Below are 19,798 nucleotides of genomic sequence, written 5' to 3'. Positions count from 1 at the left end.
GCGCAGGACTCTTCAATCGCCAATAGAGGGCCGCGGGACGGGCCCGGAAAGCGTCCCGACCACAACAAGAAACGGAGCACACGCATGCATCACCAGAGCAATCCGAATCGTCCCCTGCAGCGTTGCCTGCTGGCGACTGCAGTCCTCGCCGCCATGGCCGGCCAGCCCCTGCAGGCCTTCGAGCTGGACACCGGCAACCCGGACCTGTCGATCCGCTTCGACAACACCGTCAAGCTCAGCTACGGGCAGAGGGTCGAGTCACCCAACAGCAAGATCGCCGGCACCGCCAACACCAACGACGGCGACCGCAACTTTTCGTCCGGTACTCCGGTGACCCAGCGCTTCGACCTGCTCAGCGAACTGGACTTCGTCTACCGCGACAGCATGGGCTTCCGTCTCAGCGCCGCCGGTTGGTACGACCATGCCTACGATGATGTCGGTTCCGACAACCCGTTCCCCGGCCAGAAAGGCAACGCCGGCCATCTGGTCACCCGCAACGGCACGGTGGTTTCCCCGCGTGGCGCACAGCCGGCCACCCATGGCCTGAGCAACTTCGCCGACCGTTACTACAACGGTCCGTCCGGCGAGCTGCTCGATGCCTTCGTCTTCGCCAGCCACCAGGTCGGCGACGACATGCAGCTCAGCGGCAAGCTCGGCCGCCACACCATCTACTGGGGCGAGACGCTGTTCAGCGCCGCCAACGGCATCAACTACGGCCAGTCGGCCCTGGACCTGGGCAAGCTGTACAACGTGCCCGGCACCGAGGCGAAAGAGCTGTTCATGCCGCGCAACCAGCTGTCCGCCTCGCTGACGGTGAACCCCGAGCTGACCCTGGCCGCGCAGTACTTCCTCGAGTTCGAGAACTCGCGCTTCCCCGAAGGCGGCACCTACATGGGCCCCTACGACATGCTCAACGACGGCGGCAACGTCTTCTGGCTGCCGCTGCCCGCGCAGAACGCCTTCTACGGCGCCGCGCGCGGCCATGACCGCAAGCCCGACAACACCGGTGACTTCGGCCTGATGGCCAAGTGGAGCCCGGAATGGCTCGACGGCACCCTGGGCTTCTACTACCGCAAGACATCCGACACCCTGCCGGCCGTGCTGGTGGATGCACCGAACCTGCACAAGCCGGGTCTGGCCGGCCTGCCGGGGATGAACTACTTCACCGCCTACGCCGACGACATCGACATCTATGGCCTCAGCCTGTCCAAGGAAATCGGCGGCGTCAGCGTCGGCATGGACCTGAACTACCGCGAGAACATGCCGCTGGCGAGCAACTTCACCACGGTCAACTCCACGCTCTACGCAGCGGCCAAGCGCGGCGCGATCAACGGCGCCAACCTGATCGGCGAACTGCCCAGCGACGGTGACACGGGCCTCGCCCGCGGCAAGACCTTCCACGTCGTGCTCAACGGCCTGGTGACCTTCGGCGCCACCCCGCTGTGGGACGCCTCGTCGCTGGCAGTGGAAGGCACCCTGACGCACCTGATCGACGTCACCGAAGGCGAGCAGACCTTCAAGGGCGACTCCAGCTACCGCGGCGTCGACAAGGTCACCACCAACGCCTACGCCATGTCGGCCAACTTCACTCCGACCTGGTACCAGGCCTTCCCCGGCGTCGACCTGTCCATGCCCATGTCCTACAACGTCGGTCTGCACGGCAACTCGGCGGTGCAACTGGGCGGCAACGAGGACGCCGGCAGCTACTCGGTGGGCGTGGCCGCGGATTTCCACCAGAAGTACCGCCTGGACCTGAAGTACGTCGACGCCTTCGGCCCCTTCGATACCTGCGAGAGCGGCCGCGACAACAACACCCCCGGCGCCAACGGCCAGTACCAGTGCATTCCCGGCCAGATCACCTCGCAAGGCGGCCTCGCGCCCCTGCTGAAGGACCGCGGCATGGTCACCGCCTCCCTGAAGGCCACCTTCTGATTTCACCCCAGGCTTCGCTCTCGAAGCAGGAGAAACCCAGCATGAACTTCAAACCCACCCTGATCGCCACCGCCCTCGGCCTGACCCTCTGCGGTCTGGCCCAGGCCGCCGTTTCCCCGCAGGACGCCGCCCAGCTTGGCAGCACCCTGACCCTGGTCGGCGCCGAGAAAGCCGCCAGCAGCGACGGCTCGATTCCCGCCTACGCCGGCGGCCTGACCAGCGCCCCGGCCGGCTTCAAGGCCGGCGACTCCATGCGCCCGGACCCGTTCGCCAGTGACAAGCCGGTGCTGGTGATCGACGGCAAGAACGTCGACCAGTACAAGAACGAGCTCTCCGCCACCACCGTCGAGCTGGCCAAGCGTTATCCGACCTTCCGCGTCGACGTCTATCCGACCCACCGCAGCGCCGCGCTGCCGGACACCGTGCTGGAAAACAGCAAGAAGAACGCCGTCACCGCGCAGTCCCTGGAAGGCGGCACGGCCATCGACAACGCGTTGCCGGGCGTGCCGTTCCCGATTCCGCAGACTGGCGCGGAAGCCATGTGGAACTTCCTGCTGCGCTACCAGGGCGTGAACATCAAGGCCAAGTACGATTCCTGGAACGTCGACGCCTCCGGTAGCGCCAACCTCGCCACCACCGGCCAGGCCTTCATCAACTACCCGGTGTACGAAGACCTCACCCAGCCGGTGAAAGGCTCCGAGGTCTACTACCAGATGAAGCTGTACTACAGCGGCCCGGCCCGTCGCGCCGGCGAGGCGATGATGCTCAAGGACGCCGCCAACCCGCTGCAGCAGCCGCGCCGCGCCTGGCAGTACCTGCCCGGCCAGCGCCGCGTGAAGCTCGCACCGAACCTCGCCTACGACACCCCGAACCCCGGCATGGCCGGCGCCGGCACCTACGATGACGTGTTCGTCTTCAACGGCGCGCTGGACCGCTACGACTGGAAGCTGGTGGGCAAGCAGGAAATGATCGTGCCCTACAACACCTACCGCCTCACCTACGCCAGCGACATCAAGCCGGTGGTCACGCCCAACCACCTCTCGCCCGACTACGTACGCTGGGAGAAACACCGCGTGTGGGTCGTCGAAGGCACGCTGAAATCCGGCGCGCGGCACATCTACGCCAAGCGTCGTTTCTACCTCGACGAAGACAGCTGGGTGGCCCTGGCCTCCGACCAGTATGACGCTCGCGGCCAGCTCTACCGTGGCTCCTTCGCCTTCCTCAGCCAGAGCTACGACAAGCGCATCCCGGACGCCACGCCGTTCATGATCTACGACCTCACCGCCGGTTCCTACAACATCAACGGCGTGGTCGGCCCGTACGGCGGCATCAGCTACATCGATCCGCTGGCCAAGACCCAGTGGTCCCCCGAGGCGCTGGCCGGCAGCGGCATTCGCTGACGAAAGAAGCGGCGGCTCCCTGCGGAGCCGCCGCTGCTCTACCTGAGGAAAGCTCCATGCAGATCCCCTTCAAGCGCCTGATGCTCCTGGGCGCCTTGCTGCTGGCGGGCGCTGCCCAGGCAGATGAAAGCGCCGACGGATTCGTCGACGTGCTCGACCTGCCGGCGGCCTACAGCAACGTCCCCAGCCGCGTGCCGCTGCTGGCGATCACCCGCGTCGACAAACGCCTGGTGAGCGTCGGCCAGCGCGGCCACATTCTCTACTCGGATGACGGCGGCAGCGACTGGCGCCAGGCCGAAGTGCCGGTCAGTTCGGACCTCACCGCCGTGCGTTTCCCGACGCCGCAGGATGGCTGGGCCGTGGGCCACGACGGCGTAGTCCTGCATAGCGCCGATGGCGGCGTGCACTGGCAGCGTCAACTCGATGGCCGGCAGATCGGCCAGTTGATGATCGATTACTACAACGCCCACCCGCAGCCGGACAACGCTACCTGGCTGGAGCAGGCGCGGCGATTCAAGGAGGAGGGCGCCGACAAGCCTTTCCTCGACCTGTGGTTCCGCGATGCCAACGAAGGCTTCGTGGTCGGTGCCTTCAACCTGATCCTGCGTACCACCGATGGCGGGCGCACCTGGGAGCCCTGGAACCATCGCATTGACAACCCGCAGTCCCTGCACCTGACCGCCATGGCGGCAAGCGGTGACGGGCTGTTCATCGTCGGCGAGCAGGGGCTGTTGCTGCGCCTCGACCGCCAGCAGGAGCGCTTCGTCGCCCTGCAGTCGCCCTATGCCGGCAGCTTCTTCGGCGTGGTCGCGCAGCCTGGCCTGGTGTTCGCCTACGGCCTGCGCGGGCACGCGGTGCGCAGTGTCGACGGCGGAGAGAGCTGGAGCGCGGTGGATACCGGCCTGCCGGTGAGCCTGACCGCCGCCAGCTTCGACGCCAACGGCCGGCTGTACCTGTTCAGCCAGGCTGGCCAGGGACTGGTCAGCGATAACCGCGGCGCCAGCTTCAAAGCCCTGGAACTGGCCGAGCGCCTGCCCGTCAGCGGCGCCGTGGCCGGCCCCGGCCGCCTGCTGCTGGTCGGCACCCGCGGCGTTCGCGAGAACGCCATGCCGGTGCGCTGAGCGCGCCGGCCCTTCATAAGAACAAGAGAAAGAGAGACAGCCTCATGGTCGACCTCAAGCAAGGTGAGATGCCTGTAGTCCGCGAACTGCGGGACTTCGACGCCCACAGCGGCAACCTGCTGGAGCGCCTGGTGTTCAACCACCGCGCGCTGTTCATCGCGCTGATCGCCCTGGTCACCCTGGTGCTGGGCTACATGGCCGTGACCCGCCTGGAGATGCGCCCGGCCTTCGAGAAGATGATCCCCCACGGTGATCCCTACATCCGCAATTACCTGGACAACCGTGCCGCGCTGCGCGGCCTGGGCAACTCGGTGCGGGTGGTGGTGGAGAACCCCAGCGGCGACATCTTCGACCCAGCCTACATCGACAGCCTGCGGCAGATCAGTGACCAGTTGTTCCTGAGCCACGGTGTAGACCGCGCCTGGATGAAGTCGCTGTGGTCGCCGGCGGTGCGCTGGACCGAGGTCACCGAAGAAGGCTTCCAGGGCGGCCCGGTGATGCCCGACGGCTACGATGGCAAGCCCGAGGCCATCGGCCAGTTGCGCCAGAACATTGCCCGCGCCGGCATCGTCGGCAGCCTGGTAGGCAACGATTTCCGTTCCAGCATGCTGGTGGTGCCGTTGTTGGACCGCGACTCGGCCACCGGCAAGGGGATCGACTACCGAGAATTCTCCCGTGCCCTCGACGAGTTGCGCCTGAAGTACGAGTACCTGGGCGATGCCCGCGCCTTTGCCGCGGGCGAGGAGGGCAAGGGCCCGGTGCGCCTGCACGTGATCGGCTTCGCCAAGCTGGTGGGCGACCTGATCGACGGCCTGCTGCGGGTGATGCTGTTCTTCGGCCTGGCGGTGGTCACTGCCTTCGTCATCATCTTCTTCTACACCCGCTGCCTGCGCAGCAGCCTGCTGGTGATCGGTTGCTCGCTGATGGCGGTGGTCTGGCAACTCGGTCTGGTGGCCTGGCTGGGCTACGCGCTGGACCCGTATTCGATCCTGGTGCCGTTCCTGATCTTCGCCATCGGCGTGTCCCACGCCACTCAGAAGATGAACGGCATCATGCAGGACATTGGCCGCGGCACCCACAAGCAGGTGGCTGCGCGCAACACCTTCCGCCGCCTGTTCCTCGCCGGCGTCACCGCGCTGCTCTCAGACGCCGTGGGCTTCGCCGTGCTGATGCTGATCGACATCCCGGTGATCCAGGACCTGGCCATCGCCGCCAGCATCGGCGTCGCGGTGCTGATCTTCACTTCGCTGCTGATGATGCCGGTGGCGCTGTCCTATGTCGGCGTCAGCCAGCGGGCCGCCGAGCGAGCCCTGCGCGAGGAACGCCAGGTGGATCGCCAGCAGGGGCTTGGCAAGCTGTGGGCAATGCTGGACCACTTCACCGAGCGGCGCTGGGCTACTGTCGCGCTGGCCGTGGCGGCGCTGTTGGGCGTGGGCGGCCTGCTGGTCAGCCAGCACCTGCAGATCGGCGACCTCGACGCTGGCGCGCCGGAACTGCGCGCGGACTCGCGCTACAACCGCGACAACGCCTATATCACCAGCCATTACGCGCTCTCCAGCGACCTCTTCGCGGTGATGGTGAAAACCGCTCCGGAAGGCTGCCTGAACTACCGCACGCTGATCCTCGCCGACCGCCTCGGCTGGGCGCTGCAACAGCACGAAGGTGTGCAGGCGACGACTTCGCTGGTCAACGCGGTGCGCCAGATCACCGCCGGCACCTATGAGGGCAACCCCAAGTTCGCCAGCCTGCAGCGCAATCAGGACGTGCTCAACTATGCCGCCCAGCAGGCTTCGGTGAACACTCCGGAGCTGTTCAACACCGAATGCTCGCTGATGCCGGTGATCGCCTTCCTCAAGGACCACAAGGCGCAGACCCTGGACGAAGTGGCCGGCATCGCCGAGAACTTCGCCCGCGCCAACAGCACGCCGGACCGCCAGTTCCTCCTGGCCGCCGGCAGCGCCGGCATCGAGGCGGCGACCAACCGCGTGGTGCGCGAGGCCAACCACCGCATGCTGTTCTACGTCTATGCGGCGGTGGGCATCTTCTGCCTGATCACCTTCCGCAGCTGGCGCGCAACCCTGGTGGCGCTGCTACCGCTGGTGCTGACCTCGATTCTCTGCGAAGCGCTGATGGTGATGATGGGCATTGGCGTGAAGGTCGCCACGCTGCCGGTGATCGCGTTGGGCGTGGGGATTGGGGTGGACTACGCGCTCTACCTGCTCAGCGTGCAGCTGCAATTGCAACGGGCCGGGTTGCCACTGTCGGTGGCGTACCAGCAGGCCGTAGCGTTCACCGGCAAGGTGGTCGCGCTGGTCGGCGTGACCCTGGCGGCAGGGGTGATCACCTGGGCCTGGTCGCCGATCAAGTTCCAGGCGGACATGGGCATCCTGCTGACCTTCATGTTCCTGTGGAACATGCTCGGGGCGCTGATCCTGATTCCGGCGTTGTCGCATTTCCTCCTCGGCGGGCGGAAGCTCTGAGGACATAGCCGCCCGCCACAGCGGGTCTTTGTTCGCGAGCAAGCTCGCTCCTACAGGGTGCGCCATGGTGCTCTTTGTAGGAGCGAGCTTGCTCGCGAACGCCCAACGCAGGCCTTGCCGGATAGTCTCCAACGTAGGATGGGTGGAGCGCAGCGATACCCATGCTGTCGCCGCACGGAATCGATGGGTATCGCTGCGCTCCACACCATCCTACGAGGTGTTCCTCCTGTCTTTCTGTGCGAAAGACGACCCGGATGCGCTACTCAGTCAAACGCCGGAATCGCCTCCAGTTCGTGCAGCAACCAATCCGCGAACTCCCGCGCCAGGGCCTGGTTACCGTGGGGCGGGATGATCAAGAAGTAGGGGTGGGGCGCCGGGAAGTCGATATCGAACAGGCGCACCAGGCGGCCCTCGGCCAGCTCCTCGCCGGCCAGGATGTGGTCGCTGATGGTCACGCCGCCGCCGGCCAGCGCGGCGCGGATGGTCAGGTAGGCGTCGGGCAGGAAGACGTTCTGCCGCGCCTGCAGGCCGGGCACGCCCGCGGCGAGGAAGTAGCGGCTCCAGTCGAAACCATCGTCCTCGTGCAATAGCACCTGGCGCGCCAGGTCGCGCGGTTTGCGCAGGTGTTCCTGGGTGTTGAGCAGGCGCGGGCTGCATACCGGGAAGTAGCGGATGTCGCCCAGCGCGGCGAAGCGCTGGCCCTCGATGTGCGTCTCGCCGAAGGAAATCACCATGTCCACCTGGCCCAGGTCGCTACTCATCGGCAGCAGGTGCAGGGCGACCTCCTGGTAATTGCGCAGGAATTTCTCCAGCAGCGAAGACACCCGCGCGAGCAGCGCCGGGGCGCAGGCAATGCGCAGTTCGCCGGCGGGTTCCTCGCTGGGCAGGGCGCGGCGGATGTCGCGCAACTGGTCGAAGGCGCTGCTGATCTGCTGGCTCAGCTGGCGCCCGGCGGCGGTCAGCTTCACGCCCTTGCCCTGGCGCTCCACCAAGGCCATGCCCAGCTCTTCTTCCAGCTTCTTCACCTGGTGGCTGACCGCCCCGTGGGTGACGTGCAGCTCCAGCGCCGCACGGCTGATGCTGCCTTGCCGGACCAGCGCCTCGAAAGCGCGCAGGGCGATGAGGGAGGGCATTCGGAACGCACTGTTCTGACGCATGGAAGACCTTTTTGTGTGAATTTGACTAACGATTCAGGCGGAAATCTATTGAATTGTCGTTAGTTAAATTTGCACAGAAGATGTCCCCAAGCCAACACCGATCAACAAGAAAAACGGCTGGAGACCCGCCATGCAGCATTTCGTCGACTTGCTCGGCCTGGGCAAGCGCTACGGCAACCTGCAGGTCCTGAGCGACCTCAGCCTGAGCATTCGCCAGGGCGAATTCCTCACGCTGCTGGGGCCCTCGGGCTCTGGTAAAAGCACCACGCTGATGATGCTCGCCGGTTTCGTCGAGCCCAGCGAAGGGCATATCGAGATGGACGGCCGCGACATCACCCAGCTGTCGCCGGATCAGCGCGATTTCGGCGTGGTGTTTCAGGGCTACGCGCTGTTCCCGCACATGAGCGTGGCGCAGAACGTCGCTTACCCGCTGCGCATCCGCAAGGTGCCGGGCGCGGAGATCGAGCGCCGGGTGGCCGAGGTGCTGGAGCGCGTCGGCCTGGCCGGCATGGGCAATCGCGGCATCGCCCAGCTCTCCGGCGGCCAGCAGCAGCGCGTGGCGCTGGCCCGTGCGCTGGTGTTCAAACCCAGGCTCTTGCTGCTCGACGAACCGCTGTCCGCCCTCGACCGCCGCCTGCGCCAGGAAATGCAGGGCGAACTGGCGCGCATGCACAAGGATTTCGGCACCACCTTCGTCTTCGTCACCCACGACCAGGAAGAAGCCCTGGCGCTCTCCGACCGCATCGCCGTGTTCAACAAGGGCCGCCTGGAGCAGGTCGGCACCCCGCGCGAAGTCTACGAACGCCCAGCCAGCCGTTTCGTCGCCAACTTCCTCGGCGACACCAACCTGCTGGAGGTTGGCGTGGTACGACGCGAAGCCGAGGCCACGCTCTGCGATTTCCGTGGCCAGCACCTGCGCGTGGCCCATTCGGCCCAGGCGAGCCAGGGCGGCAAGAGCTGGCTGGCAGTGCGCCCGGAGCATATCGACCTGCGCCCGCTGCAGGACGCCGGCCGCGACAACGGCCTGTGCGCCACCGTCGGCAATGCCACTTACCAGGGTGCCCACGTCAACCTCGAACTGACCCTGGAGCAGGGCGAGCGCCTCGACCTGCGCCTGCCGGTTGCGCACCCGCTGCTGGCCGATCTGCGCAGCGGCCAGCGCTACTGGTGCAGCTGGTCGCCACAACACTGCCACCTGTTGTCCGCCTGATAACCACATAACGAAAACAACGATCGGGGAGCAATCACCATGAAAGAACGCCAAGGCTTCATCGAAGACGCCATCGAAATCGCCGCCCAGAAGGGCGAGCGCGCCGGCATCAGCCGCCGCGATTTCAACCGCAGCCTGTTGCTGCTCGCCGCCGCCAGCGCCTTGCCGTTCGGCACCGGTGGCCGCGCCTTCGCTGCCGGCGGCAACCTGGTGGTGGCCAACTGGGGTGGTGATGCGGTTCCGGCCTTCGAGAAGAGCTTCGGCGGCTTCAACGAGGTGGCCGGGCTGGCGCTGAAGATCGATGGCAGCGGCCCCACCGAGGGTGCGCTGAAGACCCAGGTCAGCAGCGGCGCGGTGCGTTGGGATGTGTGCGACGGCGAGATGTATTCGTCCTATCGCCTGGGCAAGGACAAGTTCCTTGCGCCCATCGACTTCGGCATCGTCGACAAGTCGCTGATCGGCTACGGCGACGTGCATGATTTCGGCCTCGCCAACTACACCTACAGCTACGTGATCGGCTACGACCACGAGCAGTTTGGCAAGAACCCGCCCAAGTCCTGGGCCGACTTCTGGGACGTGAAGAAGTACCCGGGCAAACGCACCCTCTACAAATGGATGAGTGCCAACCTCGAATGCGCGCTGCTGGCCGACGGCGTGCCGCCGGAGCAGCTCTACCCGCTGGACGTGGACCGCGCCCTGCGCAAGATCGAGGAACTGCTGCCGCACATCGCCACCCACTGGTCCACCGGTGCCGAGTCGCAGCAGCTGATCCGCGATGGCGAAGTGAGCATGGCGCAGATGTGGCACACCCGCGCCGAGCTGGTGAAGAACGACACCGGCGGCAAGATCGACTGGAGCTTCGACGGCGGCATCGTCTCGCCTTCGGTGTGGATGGTGCCCAAAGGCAACCCGGCCGGCGCCAAGGCGGCCATGGAGTTCATCGCCTACGCGCTGCGGCCGGAAGTGCAGGCCAAGCTCATGGAGGTCTACAACATGGGCCCGGTGAACCTTGCGGCCAACGACCTGCTCAGCGCCCAGCTGCAGGCGATCAACCCCACCGCGCCGGACAACCTGAAGAAACAGGTGTCGCTGAACAACAAGTGGCATGCCGAACACTACGGCGAAACCCTGGAGCGCTACCTCGCGCTGATCGGTGGCTGAGATGCGACGTTTCGCACCGGGCGTGCTGCCGGTCTACGGCCTGCTGATCCTGCCGCTGCCATTGCTCGTGGTGGTCGGCTACCTGCTGCCGACCCTCGGCGTGCTGGGCTGGAGTTTCAGCCTGCCGGAGTGGGGCACGCAGAACTACGCGGCGATCGCCGACAACGCCAACCTGCAGGCAGTGATCTGGCGCACCCTGCGCATCTGCCTGCTGACCACCGCGATCAGCGTGGCCATCGCCTACCTGATTGCCTATCGCTGGCGGTTCGCGACGCCGCGCGGCCGGCAGTTGATCGAGCTGTTCGTGCTGCTGCCGTTCTGGCTGTCGATGCTGATCCGCGCCTTCGCCTGGCTGGTGCTGCTGCGCAACGGCGGCCTGGTCAGCCAGGGGCTGATGGCCACCGGCTGGTTCGATGCGCCGCCGCCGCTGGTGCGCAACGAACTGGGCGCGCTGATCGGCATGGTGCACTTCATGGTGCCGTATGCGGTGCTGCCGCTGCTGTCCTCGCTCAAGCAGGTGGACGACAGCCTGCTGCGCGCTTCCAGCAGCCTGGGCGCCAGCCACTGGCAGACGCTTAAGGACATCTTCATCCCGCTGACGCTGCCCGGTGTGGTCGCCGCATCGGCCATCGTCTTCGTCTTCAGCCTCGGCTGCTTCGTCACCCCGGCGCTGCTGGGCGGCGGCAAGGCGGCGATGCTCGCGGAGTACATCTACGTGCAGATGTTCCAGCTCTCCAACTGGGGCCTGGGCGCCGCGCTGAGCATCGTGCTGATGCTGCTGGTGGTGGGCTGCGCGCTGCTGTTCGGACAACTCATCGGCTACCGCCGCCTGCTCGGGAGGGCTGAGCTGTGACTCCGCAGGGAACCTATCTCTCCGCCATGCCCAAGGGCGTGAAAAAGCCGCAACTGCCACGCCCGCAGGTCGGCCGCTGGCTGTCCTGGGCCGCTCTGGCGCTGTCCGCGCTGTTCCTGCTGCTGCCGATCCTGGTGATCGTCCCGCTGTCGTTCGGCAACCAGCGCTACCTGGCCTTCCCGGACGGCGGCTGGTCGCTGCGCCACTATGCGACGCTGTTCGATGGCGCCTGGCTGGTGTCGATCCTGCAGAGCCTGGGCCTGGCCCTGGTGGTCGGTGCGCTGTCCACGGCGCTGGCCTTCCTGTTCGCCACCGGCATCTGGCTGCAGCGCCGGCACCGCACGCTGCTGACCGCCATCGTGCTGCTGCCGATGATCGTGCCGCAGGTGGTTTCGGCCATGTCGATCTACTACCTCGATGCGCGCCTGGGCGTGCTCGACAGCCTGCTGGGGGTCGGCTTCGGCCACCTGCTGATGGCGCTGCCGTACTCGGTGATTGCCATGCTGGTGGCCTACGCGCGGCTCGACCAGAGCCTGTACAAGGCCTCGCGCTCCCTCGGTGCCGGGCTCTGGCCGACGCTGTGGAACGTGCTGCTGCCCAACGTGCGCGGCGGCGTGCTCGGCAGCTTCTTCATGGGCTTCGTGATGAGCTGGGAAGAGGTGGTGGTGACCCTGTTCACCAGCGGCCTGAACGTGGTGACGCTGCCCAAGCGCATCTGGGACGGCCTGCGCTACAACCTCGACCCGGCGATTGCCGCCGTGTCCACCCTGATGATCGTCCTCACCCTGGTGGTGATGCTGGTGCGCCTGTACCTGGCGCGACAGCAACCACCCAGCTGACTGTTTCAACCCCGCATACGGCCGCCCGATGGCGGCCCCAAACAAAAACACCTGTGTCGCTTGCACCTTGTCCCTGAGGAGGGAGTCCCCATGCTTACTGCTTTCCCCGCTCGCACCTACCGTCAACGCGTCGAAGCCGTCAAACGCCGCATGGCCGACCGTGGCCTGGATGCCCTGGTGGTCAACTACCCGGACAACATCAACTACCTCACCGGCTTCGACAGCCTGGGCTTCCTCTGGTACCAGGCGCTTATCATCTCGCCGAAGCTGGCCGAGCCGGTGTTCCTCACCCGCACCAGCGAGGAGCCCTGCACCTGGGAACTGTCGTGCATCAACGAGGCGATCTTCTATGACATCGCCAAGCAGGACCCGCTGAAGATCGTCGCCGACGTGCTGGCCCAGGCCGGCCTGTCCCAGGCGCGCATCGGCCTGGAAATGACCGCCTCGACCTTCTCTCCGGCGCAGTACAACGCATTGCTGGGCTACATGCCCGAGGCACGCTTCGAAGACGCCGGCCCGCTGGTCGCCGAGAACCGCCTGATCAAGACCGCCGAGGAAATCGAGTACCAGCGCAGCGCCGCGCGCATGGCCGACCAGGGCATGCTGGCCGCCTTCGAGGCGCTGCGCCCGGGCATCTCCGAGGTGGAAGTGGCCGGCATCGTCGCCAACGCCCTGGGCCGCGCCGGCAGCGAGTACTCGGCGATCAGCCCGATGTGCGCCACCGGCCGCCGCAGCACCATGACCCACGCCATGCCGCACCGCCAGACCATCAGCCATGGCGACGTGGTGATCCTCGAACACGCCGGCGTGTGCAACCGCTACCACGCCATCCTCATGCGCACCGCGGTAATCGGCAAACCCAGCCCGCGCGTGAAGGAAGTCGCGACCCTGCTCACCGAGGCCTTCAACGCCGCCATCGAGATCGCCAAACCGGGCACCCCGGTGGGCGAGGCCAACCGCGTGTGCAACCAGATCCTCGACCGCATCGACCTCTCGCGCACCCGCGTGCACCGCATCGGCTACAGCCTGGGCCTGGCCTACCCGCCGACCTGGCTGGAAGCGATGATGGTGGACGAGGCCGACGACCACGTGTTCGAGCCGAACATGTCGTTCTCCATCGAGCCCAACCTGTCCTTGTACAACGAAGGCTTCGGCATCAAGCTCGGCGACACCGTGCTGTGCGGCGAGAAGGGCTCGGCGAGCCTGTCGGAGATACCGCCCGAGCTGACCATTATCGACTGATGGAGGTTCGCCCCCGGTCTGCGTACCGCCGGGGGCGAAGCCGTGTTGCGTGTCTGCGCCTGCGCGCGCAGTGAAGTAAACCGAGGGCTTCTGATGAGTCACACGATGGATGTTTTCTGGCACGACGACGTGCTGCGTCACGACACCGCCGCCGGCGTGTTCGAGGCGCCGCCCAGCGACCTGCTGGCCGAACAGCTGCTGCACCCGGAGAGCAATCCCCGGCTGCTCAACATGCGCGCCATCCTTCAGCGCGGGCCGGTCGCCGGCTCGTTGCGCTGGCACGAAGGCCGCCACGCCTGCGAAGAAGATCTGCTGAGCTTCCACGATGCCGACTACCTGCGCGGCATCTTCGCGGCGGATGCCGCCGGCAAGCGCTTCAGCAGCACCACGCTGATGTCTGCTGGCAGTCTCGCCGGGCTACTGGCCGCTGCCGGCACCAGCCTGGCGGCGCTGGAAAGCGTATTGGCCAGCGGCCATCCGGCCATGGCCCTGGTGCGCCCGCCGGGTCACCACGCCGCGCCAGCCATGGCGGACGGCTACTGCTTCTTCAACCACGCCGGGATTGCCGCACGTGCGGCCCAGGCGGCCGGCCTGGAACGCGTCGCCATCGTTGATTGGGACGTACACCACGGCAACGGCACGCAGGAAGGCTTCTACGACGATCCCTCGGTGTTCACCGTCTCGCTGCACATGGACCACGGCGCCTGGGGCCCGAGCCACCCGCAGACCGGCGCGGTGGACGAGCGCGGCTTTGGCGCGGGCTTGGGCAGCAATCTCAACCTGCCGCTGCCGATGGGTTCGGGCGATCAGCTCTACGAGATGGTCTTCAGCCGCTTTGTCGAGCCGGCGTTGCGCGCGTTCAAGCCGGACCTGCTGATCATCGCCAACGGCCTGGACGCCTCGCAGTTCGACCCCAACGGCCGCCAACTGGTGACCATGCAGGGCTTCAACCGCCTGGCCCGCCGCGCCCGTGCGCTGGCTGACGAGTTGTGTGCTGGGCGGCTGCTGGTGGTGCAGGAGGGCGGCTACAACCCGGCGTACAGCGCGTACTGCCTGCACGCGGCGACCGAAGGCTTCCTCGGCCAGCCGTCCTCTCTACCCGATCCGCTGGCGTACATGCCGGAACCGGCGGTGCGGGTAGAGGCTGACCTGGCCGCGCTGGATACGCGATTGGCGGCGGCGGGGTGGAAGTTCGGCTGAGCGGTAGGGCGCAGGAGTGGGCTTGGCGTAGGAGCGGACTTCGTCCGCGATCGATTCACCACCGCTCCGGCAGACCACGGAGCGCGGGCAAACCCATCGCGGACGGAGTCCGCTCCTACGCCCGCTTAGAAGGCCGTACCCGCTTTTGCAAAGGTGGGACGGATTAACCGTTCGAGCGGGCCGCCCTACGGATGATTGCGATACCGCTCGGTCAGGGACTGCACGCGGGCGACGTAGGTTTGCGTCTCGGCGTAGGGCGGTATCCCGTTGTACTTGTCGACCGTCATTTCACCCGCGTTGTAACTGGCCAGCGCCAGCCTCTGGTTGCCGTTGAAGCGCTTGAGCAGCCACGCCAGGTAGCGCACGCCACCACGGATGTTCTGCCGTGCGTCGAATGGATCGCTCACGTTGAAGCGCTCGGCGGTGTCGGGCATCAACTGCATCAGGCCCTGGGCGCCGGCAATGGAAATGGCGTTGGGCTGGAATGCCGATTCGGCATGGATGACGGCGCGCACCAGCGCCCGGTCGACACCGTAGCGCACCGATGCGGCTTCGATCTCCCGGCGATAGGAGCGGGTGTCCAGGCGCAGTGTGGCGACGTTGAAATCCTTCGGCGCCATGCACAGGTAGCAGCCCTTGATGTAATACACCTCGATCACATCGACCCGCGCGGTGATCCCGACGGGGCGTCGGCTCACATACTGGCGAACGCCCTTGTGAACGAAGGTGTACACGCGAATCCGATCTGCCCCCTGGCTGTTGCCTCGCTCCAGCGTGGATGCGGTCTTTGCCCGCGTGCCGCCAGCGGCGCTCGCCGAGTTTTTCTGGCGAGTGCAGTGCGAGCCGGCGATGGCCTGGCTGCTGAGGCTGACGGTTCCGTCCCGTGCGTGGCACTTGAACAGGGCGTTGGCGTAAAGCGGCGCGACCAGCAATGCCAGTCCGATGCAGCCAGGAAGGCTCCTGCGAGCCCATCGCCAGGTTCTGGAACTCATCAAACCGCTCCGCGCCGCGGGCGCCGATCAGGCTGGGGCGCCTGATCCGGGCAAATGGGAAATGCCAATAGGGGCGGCTGTTGCAGGGTTTATTCCGGGCAGCTCGCCGTTTCGGTTCGCTAGTTATAGCCCTTTCCACCTGCAGCGGAGTTTGTGCAGACGTACGGCCTGCCGGTACTGCGGAAGGCGGAACAGATCGAGGTGTTTGACGGCAGCCATTTAGTAGGAGCGGACTCTGTCCGCGATGGCCCCCCCCGGCTCCCGGGTCGATCAGAGTAGCGGTGAGTCGATCGCGGACGGAGTCCGCTCCTACGGCGCTTGCCACGCGGCTGTAGGACCGAGGGGGACGCCTAGTTGTGATCTCTCGGTAGGTTGTTCATCCGGGGCTTACCCGGAAAACTGGAAGTGCGACCAACCAATCCTTCCAGGAGCCCCGAATGAACCTGCATAAATATGCCCGTCTTACACCGCGCGGTCGAGCCCTTTTAGTCCAGCGCATGCTTCAGGGATTACGTGCTGAAGAGGCAGCGCAGGCGGCCGGTGTCAGCGTACGTACGGCCTACAAATGGCTTCGGCGTTACCGCGAAGAGGGAGAGGCCGGCATGATGGATCGCACTTCGCGCCCTCACGCCTGCCCCCATGCCACACCCGAGTCTCGGCTCGAAAGGCTGATTGAGCGGCGCAGCGCCCGTCAAACCTATCGGCAAATTGCCAACGAGTTAGGGCTGGCAGTCAGTACCATCGCTCGCCACCTCAAACGACTCGGACTCAATCGGCTCCCCGAGTTGGAGCCCGCTCCGCCGATCAGGCGTTATCAGTACGCTCAACCAGGTGATCTACTGCATCTGGATATCAAGAAGCTCGCACGCTTTTGGAGACCGGGACATCGAGTTACGGGAACCCGGCTGATGGGCTCTGACGGAGCGGGCTGGGAGTTTGTCCATGTCGCCATCGACGATGCCTCGCGCATCGCCTTCTCCAGCCTGCATGCTGATGAACGAGGTGGAAGTGCCTGTCGCGCTCTGCTCCAGGCTTTGCGCTACTACCGCTCGCTGAAGATTCGATTTACTCGGGTCATGACTGACAACGGTGCCTGCTACCGATCAGGTCTATTCCGCCGCCTATGCCGGCGTCTGGGCTTACGACATATCCGCACCAGACCCTACACCCCACGTACCAATGGCAAAGCTGAGCGCTTCATTCAAACCAGCTTGCGGGAGTGGGCCTACGCCCGTAGCTACGAGAGCTCTGAGCAGCGCGCCCAGCATCTGGCCCTCTGGCTACACCAATACAACTGGCACAGGCCTCACTCCAGTCTGCATTACTGCCCACCCATCAGCCGCATTCCACTGAACAACCTACTGGGTTTACACACCTAGTCCTTGCTCGCGAACCTATGCAGCAGCGATTCAACCGAGAATGAAATACACCTTGCGTACTGGCGTGAGGTTTTCCCAGGTGCCCTTGAAACCCGCCGCCACGACGAACGAATCCCCCGGGCCGAAGGTCTTTGCCACGCCGTCGGCGTCGGTCAGGCGCACGGTGCCCTCGAGGATGTGACACAGCTCGTCGTAGTCACACTCGCAGCGCTCCAGGTGCACGCCGGCTTCCCAGATGCCGGCGATGGCGTTCTTCTCGGGCGCTGCGAAGTGCCGCCAGCTGCGGCTCTGATAGGGCGCATCGACGATGGCCGGGTCGTTGATCTCGCGCTCCTGCGGGGCGAGGGCGGGGTTGGCGAAGTCGATGACGTGGCGGGGCAGGGTGGACATGAAGTTCTCCATCAGGAATCGAAACCGACGCCGAAGGCATCGAAGGTCTTGAGCAGCAGGTCGCGGCGGCCGGTGCGGTCTTCCTTGGCCAGCGAACGCTGGGCCAGGCGCACGCCGAGGTAGCGCAGCGGCTCGGGCGGGAAGGGGAAGGGTTTCTGCGAGGTCATGCGCAACTGGGTGCGTTCGGTGCGTTCGCCGCCCAGCTGGTCGAGCATGTTCAGCGCGGCGAAGCGGCTGGCCGACACGCCCTGGCCGGTGAAGCCCAGCGCATAGGCGACGCGGCCGTTGAGCACGCAGCCGGTGAACAGCGTGGTGCGCGCCGAGGTGTCGATGATGCCGCCCCAGGCATGGCTGAACTCGACCGGACCGAGCTGAGGGAAAGCCTCGCGGAACTGCCCGGCGAGGCGCTCAAAGCTTTCCGGGCGCTGGGTCAGGGCTTCGTCGCGGCGGTTGCCGAAGTGGTAGATGGCGTCGAAGCCGGCCCAGAGGATGCGGTTATCGGCGGTCTTGCGCAGGTAATGGAACTGGTTGCCGGCGTCGGCGATACCGTAGCGCTCGACCCAGCCGATGGCACGCAGCTGCTCGTCAGTGAGCGGCTGGGTGACCAGCGAATAGTCGTACACCGGGATCACGCTGGAATTCAGGTGGCCGAGCAGCGGTGGCGCGATGTTGGTCGCCAGGGCGATCTGCCCGGCCTCCAGCTCGCCACGGTCGCAGCGCAGCATCAGGCGGTCGCTGCGCTGGTGCAACTCGTGCACGGGGGTGTTCTCGAACAGCTCGACGCCTTGTTCCAGGCACACCCGGCGCAGCTCGGCGGCCATTTTCGCCGGGTTGAGCAGCGCATAGTTGGGCTCGAATACGCCGGCCTGATAGGCGGGTGAGTCCAGCTTGCCGGCCAGTTGCGCCTTGTCGAGGAACTCCGAGGCGATGCCAAAGCGCTCGTAGTTGCGCTGCATGCTGCGCAGGCCGTCGACCTGCCAGGGTTGGGCGGCGACGCTGAGCTTGCCGCGGCGCTCGAACTCCACGTTCATGCTGAAGCGCTTCAGGTCTGCCTCGAACTCATCGAGGTTCTGACGACCCAGGCGTACAAGAGTCTCGGCTTCTTCCGGCCAGCGGCGCAGGGCATTGCCTACACCGTGGGAAATACTCGGTGCGCAGAAGCCACCGTTGCGCCCGCTGGCCTCGCCACCGCAGCGACGCGCCTCGACCACCGCGATGCTCGCGCCGGGCCAGCGCAGCCGGGCGTGCAGGGCGGTCCAGAGACCGGTGAAGCCGCCGCCGACCACCACCAGGTCGAAGCGGCGATCCGCTTCCAGCGCCGGTGCGGCGGGAGCAGGGTCGAGGGTGTCGAGCCAGTAGGGTCTGGGAGTGGCGTGCGCAAGTGGGGCGGATGTCATCGGAAAACTCCGGCAGAATGTCGGAAGAAAAAGCGGTCTTCGGGCCGCGTCCGAGTTTTGTAATCGCTCCGGGGGGCCAGGCATACGGTCCGCTGCTCTTTGCGGGCACGCCCGGAGCAGGAAATGCCGGCCGAGACCGGCAGGGGAAAACAATGATCGAAGAACAGGGCTGGAGCTCCAAGCTCGACGGCACGATTCACCAGCCCGACCCGGCCAGCGCCGCTACTCACGCGGTGGTCATGCGTTACCACCAGGCCTGGCGCCGGCACGACATCGAGGCGCTGATGGCGCTGTTCGACCCGCAGGTGGAGTACAACGATTTCTTCCAGGGGCGTCGGATCGCGTCGAGCGAGCTGCGCGAGTACCTGCAGACCAGCATGCCGGCGGCGGGAGATGAGTCGCAGGTCTACACTGATCGCCTGCGGGTGGACGGTGACACGGCCTTCCTGCAGTACCAGGTGACCCTGCGCGGCACGCAGGGGTTGGTGTCCTTCCGCACCACCGAGGCCTATACCGTGCGCGATGGCCGGATCATCCGGGTCAACGAGCACGCCGCGTTGATCGGTCAGCCGCAGAAGGCTGCCAGTGAGCCGCAACCGCGCATGGCCGATAGCCGGCTGGGGCTTTCAGCGCGGCAGCTGAGTCAGCTCGGCGGCGATATCCAGCAGTATTTCCAGCAGACCCGGCCGTTCCTCAATCCCGACCTGGACATGCCCCAGGTCGCAGCGGCTACCGGCTATACGCGCAACCAGATTTCCTACTTCCTCAACCAGGTGCTGGGCCTGAGCTTCTACCAGTACCTGAACCAGTTGCGCCTGCGCCACCTGCTCGGCCAGCTCGACGGCGCCACTAGCGTCACGCGCATCGACGAACTGGCGCGGGCCGCAGGGTTCCGTTCGCTGTCGACCTTCTACCGCTGCTTCCGCGAGGAGACGGGGCTGTCGCCCAAGGCGTATCTGGAGCAGCAGCGGACGTGACGTTCGTGTAGGAGCGGACTCCGTCCGCGATGGTCTGGAGCCGCTTCAAGTCATCGCGGATGAATCCG

16 protein-coding genes are annotated in these 19,798 nt (G+C 66.0%); 12 read left to right on the top strand and 4 right to left on the bottom strand.

Annotated features, from left to right (window positions below):
• The first annotated feature begins 84 nt into the window (after window positions 1–84).
• Genes G4G71_RS17525 through G4G71_RS17510 form a run of 4 tightly spaced genes read left to right on the top strand, consistent with a single transcriptional unit; the run spans window position 85 to window position 6,933 of the window.
• On the top strand, window positions 85–1,932 hold the full coding sequence (locus G4G71_RS17525; RefSeq protein ID WP_169939306.1) for a DUF1302 domain-containing protein: 1,848 nt from the start codon (window positions 85–87) through the stop codon (window positions 1,930–1,932).
• A gap of 41 nt (window positions 1,933–1,973) precedes the next feature.
• Window positions 1,974–3,332 carry a DUF1329 domain-containing protein gene (locus tag G4G71_RS17520; protein ID WP_169939305.1) on the top strand — a complete coding sequence of 453 codons (1,359 nt, stop codon included), beginning with the start codon at window positions 1,974–1,976 and terminating at the stop codon, window positions 3,330–3,332.
• A 56-nt stretch (window positions 3,333–3,388) separates the two neighbouring features.
• Window positions 3,389–4,453: a WD40/YVTN/BNR-like repeat-containing protein gene (locus G4G71_RS17515; RefSeq protein WP_169939304.1), complete on the top strand. Its 1,065-nt coding sequence runs from the start codon at window positions 3,389–3,391 to the stop codon at window positions 4,451–4,453.
• Window positions 4,454–4,497: 44 nt separating this feature from the next.
• The gene (locus G4G71_RS17510; RefSeq protein WP_169939303.1) at window positions 4,498–6,933 is read left to right on the top strand and encodes an efflux RND transporter permease subunit; all 2,436 of its coding nucleotides are present in this window, start codon (window positions 4,498–4,500) and stop codon (window positions 6,931–6,933) included.
• Between the two features lie 263 nt (window positions 6,934–7,196).
• On the opposite strand, the gene G4G71_RS17505 is transcribed toward G4G71_RS17510, so the two are convergent.
• Complete coding sequence (locus tag G4G71_RS17505; protein WP_045207678.1) at window positions 7,197–8,066, bottom strand: LysR substrate-binding domain-containing protein; 870 nt, start codon at window positions 8,064–8,066, stop codon at window positions 7,197–7,199.
• A gap of 154 nt (window positions 8,067–8,220) precedes the next feature.
• Here G4G71_RS17505 and G4G71_RS17500 point away from each other — a divergent pair, with 154 nt between their 5' ends.
• The 6 genes from G4G71_RS17500 to G4G71_RS17475 all read left to right on the top strand — a co-directional run bounded on the left by G4G71_RS17500 (window position 8,221) and on the right by G4G71_RS17475 (window position 14,595).
• Window positions 8,221–9,300 carry an ABC transporter ATP-binding protein gene (locus G4G71_RS17500; RefSeq protein ID WP_169939302.1) on the top strand — a complete coding sequence of 360 codons (1,080 nt, stop codon included), beginning with the start codon at window positions 8,221–8,223 and terminating at the stop codon, window positions 9,298–9,300.
• A 39-nt stretch (window positions 9,301–9,339) separates the two neighbouring features.
• The gene (locus G4G71_RS17495; protein WP_169939301.1) at window positions 9,340–10,461 is read left to right on the top strand and encodes an ABC transporter substrate-binding protein; all 1,122 of its coding nucleotides are present in this window, start codon (window positions 9,340–9,342) and stop codon (window positions 10,459–10,461) included.
• Window position 10,462: 1 nt separating this feature from the next.
• Window positions 10,463–11,314 (top strand): ABC transporter permease, encoded by an 852-nt coding sequence (locus tag G4G71_RS17490; protein WP_054909776.1) that lies wholly within the window; start codon window positions 10,463–10,465, stop codon window positions 11,312–11,314.
• Window positions 11,311–12,153: an ABC transporter permease gene (locus G4G71_RS17485; protein WP_196913645.1), complete on the top strand. Its 843-nt coding sequence runs from the start codon at window positions 11,311–11,313 to the stop codon at window positions 12,151–12,153. The genes G4G71_RS17490 and G4G71_RS17485 overlap by 4 nt, the downstream gene beginning before the upstream one ends.
• A 90-nt stretch (window positions 12,154–12,243) precedes the next feature.
• Window positions 12,244–13,395, top strand: a complete 1,152-nt coding sequence (locus G4G71_RS17480; protein ID WP_169939300.1) for a M24 family metallopeptidase — start codon at window positions 12,244–12,246, stop codon at window positions 13,393–13,395.
• A gap of 93 nt (window positions 13,396–13,488) precedes the next feature.
• Window positions 13,489–14,595 (top strand): arginase family protein, encoded by a 1,107-nt coding sequence (locus G4G71_RS17475; protein WP_240964799.1) that lies wholly within the window; start codon window positions 13,489–13,491, stop codon window positions 14,593–14,595.
• 185 nt (window positions 14,596–14,780) lie between these two features.
• On the opposite strand, the gene G4G71_RS17470 is transcribed toward G4G71_RS17475, so the two are convergent.
• Window positions 14,781–15,587 (bottom strand): lytic transglycosylase domain-containing protein, encoded by an 807-nt coding sequence (locus G4G71_RS17470; protein WP_169939299.1) that lies wholly within the window; start codon window positions 15,585–15,587, stop codon window positions 14,781–14,783.
• 437 nt (window positions 15,588–16,024) lie between these two features.
• On the opposite strand from G4G71_RS17470, the gene G4G71_RS17465 reads away from it, so the two are divergent.
• Entirely contained in the window at window positions 16,025–16,966 is a 942-nt protein-coding gene (locus tag G4G71_RS17465; protein WP_169939298.1) for an IS481 family transposase, read from the top strand.
• Window positions 16,967–16,996: 30 nt separating this feature from the next.
• Here the strand turns inward: G4G71_RS17465 and G4G71_RS17460 are convergent, their stop codons facing one another.
• Together G4G71_RS17460 and G4G71_RS17455 are read right to left on the bottom strand one after the other, a co-directional pair.
• A complete protein-coding gene (locus G4G71_RS17460) occupies window positions 16,997–17,356 on the bottom strand; it encodes a cupin domain-containing protein (RefSeq protein ID WP_169939297.1) in 360 nt (119 codons plus the stop codon).
• An 11-nt stretch (window positions 17,357–17,367) separates the two neighbouring features.
• Complete coding sequence (locus G4G71_RS17455; protein WP_169939296.1) at window positions 17,368–18,753, bottom strand: NAD(P)/FAD-dependent oxidoreductase; 1,386 nt, start codon at window positions 18,751–18,753, stop codon at window positions 17,368–17,370.
• A gap of 152 nt (window positions 18,754–18,905) precedes the next feature.
• Here G4G71_RS17455 and G4G71_RS17450 point away from each other — a divergent pair, with 152 nt between their 5' ends.
• Window positions 18,906–19,730, top strand: coding sequence for a nuclear transport factor 2 family protein (locus G4G71_RS17450; RefSeq protein ID WP_169939295.1), 825 nt, complete (start codon window positions 18,906–18,908; stop codon window positions 19,728–19,730).
• Window positions 19,731–19,798 lie beyond the last annotated feature (68 nt).

The organism is Pseudomonas multiresinivorans (assembly GCF_012971725.1).
GTDB classification, from domain to species: domain Bacteria; phylum Pseudomonadota; class Gammaproteobacteria; order Pseudomonadales; family Pseudomonadaceae; genus Pseudomonas; species Pseudomonas multiresinivorans.
The sequence above is the reverse complement of the archived record's forward strand: the minus strand, read 5'-3'. Positions and strand labels throughout refer to the sequence as shown.

Bases quoted from the DNA above. Each gene is read 5' to 3' on its own strand.
- G4G71_RS17515 (WP_169939304.1), top strand. From the start codon at position 3,389: ATGCAGATCCCCTTCAAGCGCCTGATGCTCCTGGGCGCCTTGCTGCTG.
- G4G71_RS17495 (WP_169939301.1), top strand. From the start codon at position 9,340: ATGAAAGAACGCCAAGGCTTCATCGAAGACGCCATCGAAATCGCCGCC.
- G4G71_RS17525 (WP_169939306.1), top strand. From the start codon at position 85: ATGCATCACCAGAGCAATCCGAATCGTCCCCTGCAGCGTTGCCTGCTG.
- G4G71_RS17500 (WP_169939302.1), top strand. From the start codon at position 8,221: ATGCAGCATTTCGTCGACTTGCTCGGCCTGGGCAAGCGCTACGGCAAC.
- G4G71_RS17490 (WP_054909776.1), top strand. From the start codon at position 10,463: ATGCGACGTTTCGCACCGGGCGTGCTGCCGGTCTACGGCCTGCTGATC.
- G4G71_RS17450 (WP_169939295.1), top strand. From the start codon at position 18,906: ATGATCGAAGAACAGGGCTGGAGCTCCAAGCTCGACGGCACGATTCAC.
- G4G71_RS17510 (WP_169939303.1), top strand. From the start codon at position 4,498: ATGGTCGACCTCAAGCAAGGTGAGATGCCTGTAGTCCGCGAACTGCGG.
- G4G71_RS17520 (WP_169939305.1), top strand. From the start codon at position 1,974: ATGAACTTCAAACCCACCCTGATCGCCACCGCCCTCGGCCTGACCCTC.
- G4G71_RS17475 (WP_240964799.1), top strand. From the start codon at position 13,489: ATGAGTCACACGATGGATGTTTTCTGGCACGACGACGTGCTGCGTCAC.
- G4G71_RS17465 (WP_169939298.1), top strand. From the start codon at position 16,025: ATGAACCTGCATAAATATGCCCGTCTTACACCGCGCGGTCGAGCCCTT.
- G4G71_RS17455 (WP_169939296.1), bottom strand. From the start codon at position 18,753: ATGACATCCGCCCCACTTGCGCACGCCACTCCCAGACCCTACTGGCTC.
- G4G71_RS17460 (WP_169939297.1), bottom strand. From the start codon at position 17,356: ATGTCCACCCTGCCCCGCCACGTCATCGACTTCGCCAACCCCGCCCTC.
- G4G71_RS17470 (WP_169939299.1), bottom strand. From the start codon at position 15,587: ATGAGTTCCAGAACCTGGCGATGGGCTCGCAGGAGCCTTCCTGGCTGC.
- G4G71_RS17480 (WP_169939300.1), top strand. From the start codon at position 12,244: ATGCTTACTGCTTTCCCCGCTCGCACCTACCGTCAACGCGTCGAAGCC.
- G4G71_RS17505 (WP_045207678.1), bottom strand. From the start codon at position 8,066: ATGCCCTCCCTCATCGCCCTGCGCGCTTTCGAGGCGCTGGTCCGGCAA.